Here is a 13863-nt window from a genome sequence, read left to right as displayed (position 1 = left end):
GCTGCGGATCTTTCCTGTTCCCCGGCGAAGGCCGGCGCCCAGTATCGGCGCGCAGGCGCAGGCATCCCGCCGTCGCCAACTGCTTGCAACTAGGCCCCGGCCTTCGCCGGGGAACAGATTCAAACTCGATCCGGCATCATCCGCGGACTGGCCCGGTACTGTTGCGGACGATCAGTTCGTGCGGCAGCGTCAACTGGCTCGCCGGGCTTTCGACGTCGCGTAGGATATCGACCAGCAATTCGACGGTGCGCCGACCGATCATGCCCTTGGGTTGCGAGATCGTGGTGAGCGCGGGCTGGAAAAAGCGGGCAAGCGGCAAGTCGTCGAAGCCGATCACCGAGATGTCGGCGGGGCAGGATAGGCCCGCCTCGCTGATCGCGCTGAGCGTTCCCATCGCCATTTCGTCGCTGAAGCAAAAGATCGCGGTCACGCCTAGCGCGAGCAGGACCTGGGTCTGCTCGAAGGCGGAGCTTGCCGAGTAATCGCCGGTGCGTACGGCGAGACTATCGCGCAGGCCGTGGCGCTCGGCGGCCTGTATCGCGCCGGACAGGCGATCGCGGCTGATCGGGCTGATCGGCGGGCCGGTGATCAGCCCGATGCGGCGATGGCCGAGCCCGATCAGATGCTCGACAGCGTCGCAACTCGCCGCGGCGTTGTCGATATGAACGCTGGGGACGCCGAGCTCGGGGCTGTATTCGCAGCCGTTGACGATCGGCGCGGCGGCGCCCTGCCGCGACAGCAAAGGCGCGAGGCTTTCGGGCAGGCGGTGCCCGAGGAAGATCAGCCCGTCGACTTCGCGGCGCGACAGCATCTCGGCATATTGGTCCTCGACCTGCGGGTCGTGGCGGGTGTCGCCGACCACGACGGCATAGCCTGCGTCCCGCGCGGCTTCCTCCGCGCCGCGGATCACGCTGGCGAAGAAGGGGTTCGAAATGTCGGGCACGGTCAGCAGGATCTTGGCGGCGCGCAGCGTGCGCAGCGTGCGGGCCGCGACATTGGGCGCATAGCCGAGCGACTGCACCACTTCGAGCACGCGCTGGCGGGTCTGCTCGGCTACGCGCTCGGGCCGGCTCAGCACCCGCGAGACGGTGGCGGTGGACACGCCGGCCATCGCGGCGACTTCGATGATCGTCGGCATCCAACCCTTATGGTATGGTGTTGCGCAGCGTGTCGACCGATATCCGATGTAATCCTTTACATCAGCTTTCGACCTGCCTAGCCTGCGATTCGACAGGCAAGAAAACTGCCAAAAGGGGAGGGCTGCGCATGGCCGTTGCGGAAGGTGCGTCGAAGATTGCCGGGGGATCGCCTTCGGGCCTGCTGACCGGGCGCCTGAGTGCGTTGATGTTCATGCAGTTCTTCGTCTGGGGCGCGTGGCAGGTCACGCTCGGTCTGGTGATGCAGACCGTCGGCATCGGCAATTTGATCGCCAACGCCTTTTCGGTCGGCCCGATCGCCTCGATCGCGGGTTCCTTCCTGCTCGGCATGGTCGCCACGCGTTATCTCAGCCCGAAGATGTTGATGGTGATCCTTCATCTGGTGGGCGGTGCGATCCTGTTCGTACTGCCCTCGCTTGTAACGCCCGAGCATGGCGAGACCATGGTCTGGGTGCTGCTCGGCTATCTGATCCTCTACATGCCCACGGTCGGGCTCGCCAACACGATCGCGCTCAAGAGCTTCGGCGAGCGCGTCGACAATTTCCCGTTCGTGCGCGCGTTCGGCACGCTCGGCTGGATTGCCGCCGGCTTGATCATCGGCTGGCTCGGCCTGTCCGCCAGCCCGCAGATCTTCACTGCCGCGGCGATCGTCTCGATCGCGCTCGGGCTCTACAGCTTCACCTTGCCCAATGTCGCGCCCGACGCGCCGAGCGATGACAGCGTGCTGCGCCAGGTGTTCTGCGTCGAGGCATTCGGCCTGATGCGGCAGCGTTCGTTCCTGGTATTCATCGTTTGCGCGACGTTGATCTCTATCCCGCTGGCGATGTATTATGCCTATGCCTCGCCCTATGTCGGCGCGACCGGCATCGAAAATGTCAGCGGCACGCTCGCGATCGGGCAGATGTCCGAGCTCGGCTTCATGTTCGCGATGCCGTGGCTGTACCGCCGCTTCGGGGTCAAGCCGCTGCTGCTGGTCGGCATGGCCGCCTGGGCGCTGCGCTATGCCTTGTTCGCGATCGGCGACGGCGGCAGCTCGCTTTGGGCCGTCTATCTCGGCGTCGCGCTCCACGGCGTATGCTACGACTTTTTCTTCGTCGCCGGGGCGATCTACACCCAGACGATCGCGCAGCCCAAGGGCGTCAACGCGCAGGCGCAGGGGATGTTGACGCTGTTCACCTACGGCGTCGGGATGCTGCTCGGTTCGCAGATCGGCGGGCTGCTCTATGCGCAGCTTCCCGCGCAGCCGAGCATCGCAGACTGGCATCAGATGTGGTGGTATCCGGCCGCGGCGGCTGCGGTGATTGCGCTGATCTTCCAGATCACCTTCCGGGGTGAGCGCGAGGGAGCCGCAGCATGAATGCGATGAAGGGGCCGGGGATCTTCCTCGCGCAGTTCATGGGCGACGCGGCGCCGTTCGACACGCTCGAGAACCTAGCCCGGTGGGCGGCGGGGCTTGGCTATGTCGGTGTCCAGATCCCGTGCGATCCGCGGCTAATCGATTTGTCGGTGGCCGCTGAGAGCCAGGATTATTGCGACGATCTCAAGGGTGCGCTTGCCAAGCACGGCATCGAGCCGACCGAGCTTTCGACGCATCTCCAGGGCCAGCTGGTCGCGGTGCATCCGGCCTACGATACGCTGTTCGACGGATTCGCCCCGGCGGAAGTGCACGGCAAGCCTGCGGAGCGCCAGGCCTGGGCAGTCGAGCAGGTCAAGCTCGCCGCGCGGGCGAGCTCCCGGCTGGGGCTGTCGGCGCATGCGACCTTTTCCGGCGCGCTGGCCTGGCCTTATGTCTATCCGTGGCCGCAGCGGCCGGCGGGGCTGGTCGAGGAGGCATTCGCCGAACTCGCGCGGCGCTGGGTGCCGATCCTCGACGTGTTCGAGGAAGCCGGGGTCGACTGCGCCTTTGAAATCCATCCGGGCGAGGATATCCACGACGGCGCGACATGGGAGCGATTCCTGGCGGCGGTGGACAATCATCCGCGGGCGCGGATCCTGTTCGATCCGTCGCATTATGTGCTGCAGCAGCTCGACTATCTCGACTTCATCGATCGCTATCACGACCGGATCTCGTGCTTCCACGTCAAGGATGCCGAGTTCAACCCGACCGGGCGGTCCGGGGTCTATGGCGGCTATGAGAGCTGGGTCGATCGCGCTGGGCGGTTCCGTTCGCTGGGCGACGGGCAGGTGGATTTCTCCGCCATCTTCAGTAAGATGGCACAATATGGCTATGCGGGGTGGGCCGTGCTCGAATGGGAGTGCGCGCTGAAGAATTCGGAGGACGGCGCGCGCGAAGGTGCCCCCTTCATCCGCGACCACATCATCCGGCGCACCGAGCGTGCGTTCGACGATTTCGCCGCGAGCGGAGTCGACCAGGCGGCGATCCGTTCGCTGCTCGGGCTTTCGCGGCAGGATTGAGTCGCATGTCTCGACAGGCACTTCGGCTGGGAATGGTGGGCGGCGGCGAAGGCGCGTTCATCGGCGCGGTCCACCGCATGGCGGCGGCGCTGGATGGCGATTGGCGGCTGGTAGCTGGGGCGTTCAGCACCGACGAAGGGCGCAACACGCGGACCGGCGAAGCGCTCGGGCTGGCGCCGCAGCGGGTATATGCTTCGCTCCAGGCGATGACTGCCGGCGAAGCCGCATTGCCGGAAGACCAGCGCATCGATGCAGTGGCGATCGTCACGCCCAACCATTTGCACGCGCCGATGGCGATTGCGGCGCTCAATGCCGGTTTCCACGTCTTCTGCGAAAAGCCGATGGCGATGAGCGTTGTGGAAGCCGAAGCCATCGCCGCGGCCGCCAAAGCCAGCCGACGGCTATTCGCGCTCGCTTTCACCTATAGTGGCTATCCGCTGGTCGAAGAGGGGCGCGCAAGGGTCGCGCACGGCGATTTCGGGGCGATCCGGCTGGTGCAGGTCGAGTATCTCCAGGGGTGGCTCAGCCTGCCGATCGATAGCGAAGGTAACAAGCAGGCCGAATGGCGCACCGATCCGGCGCGGGCCGGGCTCGGCGGGTGCCTCGGCGACATCGGCACGCACGCGTTTCAACTGGCCGAGCATGTCTCCGGCCTGCGCGTCGAGGCGGTATCGGCGGAGCTCACGACGCATGTCGCGGGGCGGCGGCTCGACGACGATGTCAGCGCCTTGCTCCGCCTGTCTGGCGGCGCGCGCGGCGTGCTCAAGGCCAGCCAGGTCGCGGCGGGCGAGGAGAACGGGCTCAGGCTTCGCATCCACGGTGAGCGCGGTGGGCTCGAATGGGCGCAGATGGAGCCGAATACGCTGATCCTGCGCTGGCTCGATCGCCCGGCCGAGATCGTCCGCGCCGGCGGGCCAGGATTGCAAGATTCGACGACCGCGTTGCTTCGAACCCCTTCGGGACATCCGGAGGGCTATATTGAGGCCTTCGCGAATCTTTATCGCAGCCTCGCGGCGGCGATTCGCGGCGAGGGCAATGGCTGGTATCCGTGCGTAACCGATGGATTGCGTACGATGCGGTTCATCGAAGCGGTGATAGCGAATGCGGCGTTGGACCAGAAATGGACCTTGGTTGATTCGGGAGAAACAGAGTGAAGCTTCTCATGTGCCTGGGAGCGGCGACGGCTTTTATCGTCACCACAGCGCCTACCGCCGCGCAGACCGCGCCACCGCCGGCCTTCGCCGCATGCAAGGCCTGCCATACCGTCCAGAAGGGCGCCAAGAGCGGCGTCGGGCCCAATCTCAACGGCGTCGTCGGGCGTCCGGCGGCCTCGTTGCCGGGGTTCAATTACTCTGCCGCGCTCAAGGCTTCTAAGCTGCGCTGGGATCCGGCGACGCTCGACCAGTTCATCGCCGCGCCGACCAAGAAGGTGCCCGGCACCCGCATGCCGATCGGCATGGCCGATCCGGCCAAGCGCGCGGCGATCATCGCCTATCTCAAGGGCGCGCAGTGAGCGTGGTCAGCGCATGAGGGTATCGCGCCGGACTTTGCTCGCTGCGGGCGCCGCGTCTGCGCTAGCGCCGGTCGTGGCAGGCGCGCAAAACGGGGGCTCGAATGCTGCCCGCTTCTCGCTAGGTTTCGCGCCGCACGAGGGCAGCTTTGCCAGCCGCGGCGGGCTGATCGAGCAGATCGCCTTCGCGGCGGATCAGGGCTTCACTGCGTGGGAAGATAACGAAGCGCCCAGCCGTCCGGTCGCCGAACAGAAGCGGATGGCCAAGGCGCTGCGCGACCGCAGCATGACGATGGGCGTGTTCGTGGCGAGCATGCCCAAATGGGCCCAGTCGCGGCCGTTGCTCGGCGCCAATGACGGGGCCGAGCGTGAGGCTTTCCTCGCAGACGTCCGCAGTTCGATCGAAATCGCCAAGCGGCTCGACGCCAAGTGGATGACCGTGGTCACTGGGTTCATGGACCCCAAGGTACCGGTCGACATCCAGACCGCGCGGGTGATCGACGTGATGCGCCGCGCCGGCGACATCGTCGCGCCGCACGGGATCACGATGGTGATGGAGCCACTCAACACGCGGACCAACCATCCCGGCGTGTATATGCAGTCGATCGCGCAGGGTTTTGCCGTCGCGCGGGGCGTGAACAGCTCTGCGGTCAAGATCCTCGCAGATCTTTATCACGAGCAGATCCAGTCGGGGAATCTGATCCCTGCGCTGGAGATGTGCTGGAGCGAAATCGGCTATATCCAGTTCGGCGACAATCCGGGCCGCAACGAGCCCGGGACCGGCGAGATCAACTATTCCAATATCGTCAAATGGCTCCGTTCGCGGCATTATCCCGGCGTCATCGGCATGGAACATGGCAATTCGATCGAGGGCCGCGCGGGCGAGGACCGCCTGATCGCCGCCTATCGGCAGATTGACCAGTGAGAGGAACGGGGATGCGCGACATCCGCATGGGTAATATCTGGGTTCGTCCGCCGAGCGCGGCGGCAATCTCTCTGGGGGAGAAGGCAAGTGATTGATCGGAGAACTGCGCTGGCCGGCGTCGTCGGCATGTTCGGCGCTGGGCTGTTCGCGCCGATCGCGCGCGCCGCACAGGCATCGAAGATACCCGTAATCAGCGACGGCCCGCCGAGCGCGGCGGTGTTCACCACGGCACAGCGGGCGTTGGTGTCGGCGCTCAGCGAACGCGTCATCCCGACGACCGATACGCCCGGCGCGATCGCCGCGGGCGTGCCGGCCTATATCGAGAAATTGCTCGCCGATTGGTCGATGCCCGAGGATCGGGTGCCGATCCTCGCCGGTCTCGCAGCGATCGAAGCGCGCAGCCAGCAGGACTATAAGCTCGCGGCGGCGCAGGCGACCCCGGTGCAGCAGGATGCGTTGCTGACCTTGGCGATGAACGACCAATTGCCGTCGGGGGGCAAGTTCTTCGAGGCGTTCCGCCAGCTCGTGATTACCGGCTACTACACCTCCGAGATCGGCATCACGCAGGAGCGCGAATATCTGCCGGTGCCGGGCGAGTATAATGGCCAATTCCCCTATTCCCAGGTCAACAAGGTGTACAGCGCATGATGATCAGCCGCAGAAATGTGCTCGCGGGTGCCGGCGGCATCGCCGCGCTTTCGCTCATCGATCTCAAAGCGGCGTCGGCGGCGCAGCTCAACAAGGTCGGAATCCAGCTTTATACGGTGCGCGACCTCTTCGCGAAGGATCCGGTGGGAACGCTCGAGCAGATCGCGCGGATCGGCTATCGCGAAGTCGAATATGGCGGCGGCGGCTATGACGCGATGGACCACGCCATGCTGCGCAAGACGACGGACCGGCTCGGGCTGACATCGCCGTCGGTGCATATCAGCTATGACGCGCTGCTCGGGAAGTTCGAGCAATCGGTGACGATGGCCAAGACGCTCGGCGCCGATACCATCGTGCTGCCGTACATGACCGACGAGCACCGTACCGAGGCGGGCTGGGCGGCGGCTCTGCCGAACTTCAACCGCTTCGCCGCGGATCTGAAGAAAGCCGGGCTCGGCTTCGCATACCACAATCACGATTTCGAGTTCACCACCAAGCCCGGTGGTGTCAGCCTCTACGATCGCTTCCTCAAGGAAACCGATCCGGCGCTCGTCAAGGCCGAACTTGACATCTATTGGGCCGCCTTCGCCGGCGAGAACCCGGCGACGCTGATCGATCGGCTCGGATCACGGCTCTATGCCTATCACGTCAAGGACATGCGTCCCGATCGCAGCATGACTGCGGTGGGCGCGGGGACGATCGACTTCGCTTCGCTCTTCAAGCGCAAGGGCGGCGCGGGCGTCCGGCATTTCTACGTCGAGAACGATCAGGCGCCCGCGCCCTATCTTCCCGACATCACCACCAGCTTCCAGACGCTGCGCGCGCTGCGTTTCTGATCCGAATTGGGAGAGTAGAACATGGCTTCGACCAACAGGTTCGACGCGATCGTCATCGGATCGGGCGTCAGCGGCGGCTTCGCCGCGAAGGAACTCACCGAAAAGGGACTGCGCGTCCTCATGCTCGACCGCGGCAGGATGGTCGAGCATGGCGAGGGCTATCCCTATGACGGCAAGCCCGCCTTCGAGGTTCCGGCGCGCAACATCATGCCCGAGCCTTTGGTCAAGAGCGACTATTTCATTGCCGAGCACGGCTATGTCGCGCCGAGCAACCAGAGCTTCTACAATGACGACCGGCTGAACCCCTATGCCTTCGACGAGGGTGAGAAATTCTATTGGATCCGCCCCGGCGCGGTCGGCGGCAAGTCGCTGATCTGGGGACGCTGGAGCTTCCGCTGGGCGCCCGAGGATTTCGAGGCGAACAAGCGCGACGGAATCGATGGCGAATGGCCGATCGGCTATGACGACGTTGCGCCCTGGTATAGCTACGTCGAGAAATATATCGGCGTGTCGGGCTCGCGCGAGAATCTGCCCTATCTGCCCGACAGCGAATTCCAGCCGCCGATTCCGATGAATGTCGCCGAGAAGTGGGTCAAGGAACGGCTCGAAAGCAAGTTCCCCGGGCGCAAGCTGATCAACACCCGGCTGTCGAACATGACCGAGGACAAGCCCGACCAGAACCGGACGAAATGCCAGTTCCGCAACCAGTGCAGCAATGGCTGCTCTTTCGGCGCCTATTTCTCGACTCAGGCGGTGACGCTGCCGGCGGCGCGGGCAACCGGACGGCTGACGCTGCAATCGGACGCGGTGGTCACCAACCTCGAATATGATGCCGCCAAGAAGCGCGTGACAGGCGTGCGTTTCGTCGATGCCAAGACCGGGCAGGCGCAAGTGATCAACGCCGATCTGGTTTTCCTGTGCGCATCGGCGATGGCGTCGACTCAGATTCTGATGAACTCGCGCGCGCCCGGCAGCGACCGCAGCCATTTCGACACCAGCGGCACGCTGGGTAAGTACGTGATGGATCACATCTTCCGCGTCGGCATCGACGGCGAAATTCCGGGCATGCAGGAATATATCGAATTCGGCCGGCGTCCGGGCGGGGTCTACATCCCGCGCTTCCGCAACATCGGCGGCGACGAGGGTGTCGGGTTCAAGCGCGGCTATGGCTATCAGGGCGGCGCGCGGCGCAACCCGGCGCCACCGGTCGGCTTCGGCGCCTCGATGAAGCACGGCATGCGCAAATACGGGCCGTGGCGGTTCGGGATGGGCGCGTTCGGCGAATGCCTGCCATACAAGGACAACCACGTCTCGCTGCATGCGAGCAAGGTCGACCGGTTCGGGGTGCCGCTGCTGCGCTTCGACGTGCGTTTCCGCGAGAACGAGCTGAAGATGATGGCCGACGCCCGAATTCAGGGCGAGGCGATGCTCAAGGCCGCAGGGCTGGTCAACGTGACGAGTTCGGAGGACGAGCACGTACCGGGCGATGCCATCCACGAGATGGGTGGCGCTCGGATGGGCAAGGATCCGACCAAGTCGGTGCTCAACGGCTGGAGCCAGGCGCATAGCGCGTCAAACCTGTACGTCACCGACGGTGCGCAAATGGCGTCGGTGTCGTGCGTCAATCCTTCGCTCACTTTCATGGCGTTGACCGCTCGTGCGGCCGATCACGCCGTGAAACAGCTGCGGAGGGCATGACGCGGCTGAGGCTTTCGCGCGAAAATAAATGGGCACTTCTCGGCGCTTCGCGGGTTGAACCTAATCCAGGTTAGGAAGCGCAGATGGAAGACAGGGTCATTGCGATCGGGCTCCTCACTGCCCGCGATCTGGATCGGCTCGGCGCAGGATTCAGCCGCGCCTATCCAGTGGACGAGACGCCGTGCTTCGGCGAGCTGCTGCGCGCGATCGATGCGGCGGACCGCGAGTTGTGGAGAGAGCGGGACGAAGCGCGCCTGATCGCCAGGCAGGGTCCGCTAAACGGCCGCCGATAACGGCGGGCCGCATATCGATCTTTCGAGCGTTGGCGCCGCGCAGGGAGATCGAATGACGGCGCGCCAGCCAACGCACTCGGACGATGAGATCTAAGCCGGTCGGTGCGGATCCAGCACGCGCTGCAGCGGCTTGCGGAGGAGCAGGATCAGCAGCGCACCGCCAAAGGCAATCGCCGCGTCGAGCGTCCAGAAGGCAGTGTTGCTCATCCGATCATAGAAGCTGCCCACCCAGCCCATGAGCGTCGAGCCCGCGAAAAGCGACAGATAGGCGCCGCCCATCAATGTTGCATTGACCTTGACGGGTGCAGTTTGGGAGATCAGCGCGAGCAGGATCGGCCAGAACCACATGAACGCCGTGCCCATGCCGACGAACCCGGCAAGCGCCCAGAGCACCGAAACCCGGCCCTCCGTTGCGGCCAGGCAGCCCAAAGCGAACAGCAAGGCCGCGACGCCAACGATCGCCGATCCGATAGCGATCTTGGCGATGCTGCCGGGCTCGCGCCCGCGCCGCGCCTGCCAAGTCCAGAATGCCACCAGCGGCGCCGCGATCGCGATGCTGGAAAAGCTCTCGACCGAATTGAACCAGCTCGCCGGGACCGCGCCGAGGGGCGAGACCAGGTCGACATGCTGGTCGATCCAGACGATGCCGATATTCCAGATCATCGGATATGCGATGTTGGCCGGGATGGTCAGCGCTATCAGCCCGATCAGCGCCCAGGTCCTGCGCCGCTCCTCTGCGGTCAGCGGGGGCAAAGCGACGCGGCCGGCGCGCGGCCCGGCGTCAGGGAAGTGGCGCTGCCCGGCGAGATAGATTCCGAACGCGACCAGCATCACCGCTGCAGCCAGCGCGAAGCCCGCATGCCATCCGTACAGGGCCGCGACGCTCCCCGTCGCGATCGGGCCGAGTACCGCGCCGATGTTGATTCCGGTCGCGTACAGCGTGAAGCCCCGGGCGCGCAGCGATTCGGCGTCGGGCGGATAGAGCGCGCCGACCTGCGCCGCGACATTGCCCTTGAGGCAGCCCGATCCGAGGATCAGCATCACCAACGCGGCGAGGAAGGTCGTGTCGAACGACATTGCCAGATGGCCGGCGCTCATCAGCAGGGCGCCGAGGATCACGGTTCGCCGCGCGCCGAGCCAGCGGTCGGCAAGCAGCCCGCCGAGGATCGGCGTGAAATAGACGAGGCCGCTATACCAGCCGAAGATCAGCGAGGCGAAAGCCTGGTTCGAAAGCGGCCCGCGAAATTCGAAAATGTCACGCAGCGTCGCGAGGCCGAGTACTTGCCCGGCGTGATCGGGGAGGAGCAATTGCTTGACGAGGTAGAGCGCCAGAAGCCCCGTCATCCCATAGTAGGAGAAGCGTTCCGCCAGCTCGGTCGCAGCGAGAAAAGCGAGCCCTGTCGGGTGGGCGCCGCGGCTGCTGCGCGTTGCGGCTAGGTTGGTCATTTGCGCCACACATGTTCGGGGGTGGAAGTGACTTCGGGCGACGCGCTTGTCAGGTCGGCGCCGTGTTTGGGATCGGCGGGGCCGGTGGCGACCGGCGACCACTGGCCCGGGACGCCAGCGGGCGCGGCACGCGCGCTGCCGCCGCTTACCACCAGCGCGAGCCCAAAGCGAGGGTGCGCAGGCGCATCAATTCGGGCTGAGCTTAACGAAGGTCGGCGCGTTGCCGAGCGGGATGGTGTAGCCGCCGCGCTCCAACGTGCCGGTCGAAGGCGTCAGCGCCTTTGCGCCGGGAAGGGTCGTCTCGATCCGCAGGCGGGCAATGGGCGTCGTCGCGGTCGCCGGATCGAGCATCAGCATGATCGCACCGTTTACGGGCGTGTAGACCAGATTGGCGATCTTGCCAGCGTCGAGCGTGATCCATGCGCCTGCTGGCGCAACGAAGACGCGCGACCGTGCGCCATCCTTCGGCTGGATCTGGACGCCGTCCTTGCCCATCGTCACATCACCACCGAAGCCGAGCCAGCCGAACGTCGGATCGTTGACGAGGTAGGTCGCTGCGGTGAGGGCATGGCCGTAAAAGCCCATGCCGTAATCGCCGCTGAGCGGATCCCATTTCATCATGTCGGGCCAGGCGTGGAACGCCGCCGACGAGAAGCCGGCCTGATCGATATTGGTGATCCCGCCCATTAGCCCGCCATAAGCGACGCGCAGCAAGTGCAGGTCCTTGGGGTTCTGGCGATAGGCATCGAACAAGGGAACGGCGTTGAGCGCGGAGCCGTAATGATGGATCTGGCGCTCGATCCGCGAATATTTGCCGCCGTACAGAAAGTCCCAATAGCGGCGGGCATTGCCGTTATAGCCCCAGCTCGGGATCGTCGGGTCATAGCCCAGGATTACTTCGCGGGTCACGTCGGCCTGCGGCTGGTAATCGAAATAGCGCATCCACGCATAGACTTCGGGCTGGCCGGTGGAGTCCCACGGCATCTCCGATCCGAACGGGAATTTGAGCGTCCGCCAGTGATCGGCGCGCTTCTTCATCAGCCGCTCCATCTCGGTGGCTTCGGCGGTGAGCCCCTCGCGCTTGAGGTCTTTGAGGATGTCGACGAACACGTCGCCCTCCATCAGCCCGAACTCGGCATAATAAGGCGCGTCGCGCATCATCGCGACGGTGGTGATATAGGCCTTGTCGAGATACCAGCGCCAGTCGTGCGTCTTGACCATGCCGGGGTGGTTGCGCGCGGTGCGATAGAGCACCCAATGTCCGATCGCGACATGCGGGTAGTTATAGGCGCGGCCGAGGTCGTTGGCGTCCTTCTCCTTCCACGAGGTCCACGACTTCCACTTGTCGGGATCCTTGTAGAAGTTCGGAAACTTGACCGGATCGTAGTAGAACAGGCTCTTCTTGACCGCGCCGGCTTGCGGCCCGTCGGCGACCTGGAGATTGCCGACCACGGTCTCGGTCACCATGCGCTCGAGCCTTGCGACTTCGCCCGCCTCGGGATTGTCGAGCTGCTTCATCATCGCTGCGACCCAGGAGCCGCCGCCACCTTCGTCGCTCATCCCGGCGACCCAGACGCGCGGATCCTGATCGACGATCTTCCTGAGCTCGTTGTCGTAGGTCAGGATCGCCGGCGAGCGGCCGAACGGGTCGCCCTTGCCTTCATACCATTGCTTGGTGGTCGAGAAGCGCCCGAGATCGGCCATGGTCTGCTCGAGCGGCTTGGTGACGAAATAGCTCACCGTCTGCACCTGCCCGTCGGTATAGGTAAGCGTCAGGCGCGCCTGTCCCCATTGCTTGCCGCGGACGTTGAGCTTGGCCCAGCCCTTCTGGCTGCCCGCAGGCGTGGCCTCCACCGCTCCCGCGGGGAAGCTCTCGATCTTGCGGATTGCGCTCGGTGCCTTGACGAACAGAGTCGCATTCTGGTCCGCCGGGACGACATAGCCGGGGATACCCACCGCAACCGGGCGCTTGCTGGCGATCAGTGTGTCTTCGATTCCCCGGATCGACGGCGTCTGCGTCATCCGCACGCCGACTTCGATCGTCTGGCCGGGCGCCAGCGTGCGGCCGGTCGGCGCATTCCACTGCTCGCCGGCGTCCTTCCACTCGCGATCGGCATAGCCGATGCTGTGGACGGTCCAGTCGTAAAAGCCCTCCGAGGTCTGGCCGCGCGGGCTCTTGTCGGTGAAGATCGACTCTTTGGCCTCGCGCGGGTTCTTGAGCGGGGCATAGGCCTCGAGCGGGCTGCCTTTTTCTGGGAGCACCAACAGCGCAGGTCCCTGGCCGTTAAGGCGGGTGACCTGCAGATAACCGGCGTCGCGGCCGATATAGGGATCGACGAAGCTCGCCTCGGCATGCGCCTGATCGAGATTGCGATCGCTGATGACGTTGTCGAACACCATCGGCATGCCGAGCGCGCCGATCTCGAGCGGCTGTTTCGAGCTGTTGGTGATGCGGAAGCGCAAACCGAGCAGCCCGGCCTCGTTCACCCAGCGGCGTTCGACCCTTACCGGCGCGTCGACGCCCATGCTCGCGCTGATGTCGGCCGCAGCGAGGACCTTGCCGCCGGCGGGCAACAGGCGGATCGGCTTGCGGGCGTGCGCCGAAGCGAAGTCGCGCCATTCGCCGCCGGGCGTGCGCACACGGAGGTTGAGGTCGCCGATATGGTTGTAGCCGTCGCCGGCGCGCTCGGGTTCGCGCGCGGTCGGCACGAAGCTGAATGCGGGCTCGGCGACGGGCGAGAGGCGTGCGAGCGTTTGGGTGTCGCTGCGCAATGCGACTTCGAAGTTGCCGACCTTGTACGGAGTCGTGTGGACCGGCGGATAGACCGGCTTGGGTTGCTCCTGCGCCTTCAGAGCGGGAACGCAGACCGCCGATGAGGCGCCCGCGAGAAGGAGGGCCGCGGGTCCGAAGAAGCGAGCAGTGCGCATGATGTCT

Annotated in this window: 13 protein-coding genes; 9 read left to right on the top strand and 4 right to left on the bottom strand. The window is 65.1% G+C overall.

Annotated elements, in window-relative coordinates; translation table 11 throughout:
* Window positions 1-136: 136 nt before the first annotated feature.
* Entirely contained in the window at window positions 137-1138 is a 1002-nt protein-coding gene (locus E5A73_RS03920) for a LacI family DNA-binding transcriptional regulator (RefSeq protein WP_135962440.1), read from the bottom strand.
* A gap of 128 nt (window positions 1139-1266) precedes the next feature.
* Here E5A73_RS03920 and E5A73_RS03915 point away from each other — a divergent pair, with 128 nt between their 5' ends.
* The 9 genes from E5A73_RS03915 (at window position 1267) to E5A73_RS03875 (ending at window position 9482) form a co-directional block, all read left to right on the top strand.
* Window positions 1267-2514 carry an MFS transporter gene (locus tag E5A73_RS03915; RefSeq protein ID WP_135962439.1) on the top strand — a complete coding sequence of 416 codons (1248 nt, stop codon included), beginning with the start codon at window positions 1267-1269 and terminating at the stop codon, window positions 2512-2514.
* Window positions 2511-3572, top strand: coding sequence for a sugar phosphate isomerase/epimerase family protein (locus E5A73_RS03910; protein WP_135962438.1), 1062 nt, complete (start codon window positions 2511-2513; stop codon window positions 3570-3572). The genes E5A73_RS03915 and E5A73_RS03910 overlap by 4 nt, the downstream gene beginning before the upstream one ends.
* Window positions 3573-3577: 5 nt before the next feature.
* Window positions 3578-4726 carry a Gfo/Idh/MocA family protein gene (locus E5A73_RS03905; protein WP_135962437.1) on the top strand — a complete coding sequence of 383 codons (1149 nt, stop codon included), beginning with the start codon at window positions 3578-3580 and terminating at the stop codon, window positions 4724-4726.
* Window positions 4723-5085, top strand: coding sequence for a c-type cytochrome (locus E5A73_RS03900; RefSeq protein ID WP_420822555.1), 363 nt, complete (start codon window positions 4723-4725; stop codon window positions 5083-5085). The genes E5A73_RS03905 and E5A73_RS03900 overlap by 4 nt, the downstream gene beginning before the upstream one ends.
* 73 nt (window positions 5086-5158) lie before the next feature.
* Window positions 5159-6007, top strand: a complete 849-nt coding sequence (locus E5A73_RS03895; protein WP_240700002.1) for a hydroxypyruvate isomerase family protein — start codon at window positions 5159-5161, stop codon at window positions 6005-6007.
* An 87-nt stretch (window positions 6008-6094) separates the two neighbouring features.
* Entirely contained in the window at window positions 6095-6655 is a 561-nt protein-coding gene (locus E5A73_RS03890) for a gluconate 2-dehydrogenase subunit 3 family protein (protein WP_135962435.1), read from the top strand.
* On the top strand, window positions 6655-7491 hold the full coding sequence (locus E5A73_RS03885) for a sugar phosphate isomerase/epimerase family protein (protein ID WP_240700001.1): 837 nt from the start codon (window positions 6655-6657) through the stop codon (window positions 7489-7491). The genes E5A73_RS03890 and E5A73_RS03885 overlap by 1 nt, the downstream gene beginning before the upstream one ends.
* Window positions 7492-7512: 21 nt before the next feature.
* Window positions 7513-9189 carry a GMC family oxidoreductase gene (locus E5A73_RS03880; protein ID WP_135962433.1) on the top strand — a complete coding sequence of 559 codons (1677 nt, stop codon included), beginning with the start codon at window positions 7513-7515 and terminating at the stop codon, window positions 9187-9189.
* An 83-nt stretch (window positions 9190-9272) separates the two neighbouring features.
* On the top strand, window positions 9273-9482 hold the full coding sequence (locus E5A73_RS03875; RefSeq protein WP_135962432.1) for a hypothetical protein: 210 nt from the start codon (window positions 9273-9275) through the stop codon (window positions 9480-9482).
* 90 nt (window positions 9483-9572) lie between these two features.
* Here E5A73_RS03875 and E5A73_RS03870 read toward each other — a convergent pair whose 3' ends face one another.
* Genes E5A73_RS03870 through E5A73_RS03865 form a run of 3 tightly spaced genes read right to left on the bottom strand, consistent with a single transcriptional unit; the run spans window position 9573 to window position 13856 of the window.
* Window positions 9573-10928 carry a peptide MFS transporter gene (locus tag E5A73_RS03870; protein WP_135962431.1) on the bottom strand — a complete coding sequence of 452 codons (1356 nt, stop codon included), beginning with the start codon at window positions 10926-10928 and terminating at the stop codon, window positions 9573-9575.
* Window positions 10925-11080, bottom strand: coding sequence for a hypothetical protein (locus E5A73_RS21195; RefSeq protein ID WP_168355794.1), 156 nt, complete (start codon window positions 11078-11080; stop codon window positions 10925-10927). Before E5A73_RS21195 ends, E5A73_RS03870 begins: the two co-directional genes overlap by 4 nt.
* Window positions 11081-11114: 34 nt before the next feature.
* A complete protein-coding gene (locus E5A73_RS03865; protein ID WP_135962430.1) occupies window positions 11115-13856 on the bottom strand; it encodes a DUF5695 domain-containing protein in 2742 nt (913 codons plus the stop codon).
* Window positions 13857-13863 lie beyond the last annotated feature (7 nt).

Source organism: Sphingomonas gei, assembly GCF_004792685.1.
GTDB classification, from domain to species: domain Bacteria; phylum Pseudomonadota; class Alphaproteobacteria; order Sphingomonadales; family Sphingomonadaceae; genus Sphingomonas; species Sphingomonas gei.
The sequence above is the reverse complement of the archived record's forward strand: the minus strand, read 5'-3'. Positions and strand labels throughout refer to the sequence as shown.

What these genes read in the sequence shown, in the direction of transcription:
- E5A73_RS03920 (WP_135962440.1), bottom strand. Translation starts at nt 1,138, where the DNA reads ATGCCGACGATCATCGAAGTCGCCGCGATGGCCGGCGTGTCCACCGCC.
- E5A73_RS03915 (WP_135962439.1), top strand. Translation starts at nt 1,267, where the DNA reads ATGGCCGTTGCGGAAGGTGCGTCGAAGATTGCCGGGGGATCGCCTTCG.
- E5A73_RS03910 (WP_135962438.1), top strand. Translation starts at nt 2,511, where the DNA reads ATGAATGCGATGAAGGGGCCGGGGATCTTCCTCGCGCAGTTCATGGGC.
- E5A73_RS03905 (WP_135962437.1), top strand. Translation starts at nt 3,578, where the DNA reads ATGTCTCGACAGGCACTTCGGCTGGGAATGGTGGGCGGCGGCGAAGGC.
- E5A73_RS03885 (WP_240700001.1), top strand. Translation starts at nt 6,655, where the DNA reads ATGATCAGCCGCAGAAATGTGCTCGCGGGTGCCGGCGGCATCGCCGCG.
- E5A73_RS03880 (WP_135962433.1), top strand. Translation starts at nt 7,513, where the DNA reads ATGGCTTCGACCAACAGGTTCGACGCGATCGTCATCGGATCGGGCGTC.
- E5A73_RS03875 (WP_135962432.1), top strand. Translation starts at nt 9,273, where the DNA reads ATGGAAGACAGGGTCATTGCGATCGGGCTCCTCACTGCCCGCGATCTG.
- E5A73_RS03870 (WP_135962431.1), bottom strand. Translation starts at nt 10,928, where the DNA reads ATGACCAACCTAGCCGCAACGCGCAGCAGCCGCGGCGCCCACCCGACA.
- E5A73_RS03865 (WP_135962430.1), bottom strand. Translation starts at nt 13,856, where the DNA reads ATGCGCACTGCTCGCTTCTTCGGACCCGCGGCCCTCCTTCTCGCGGGC.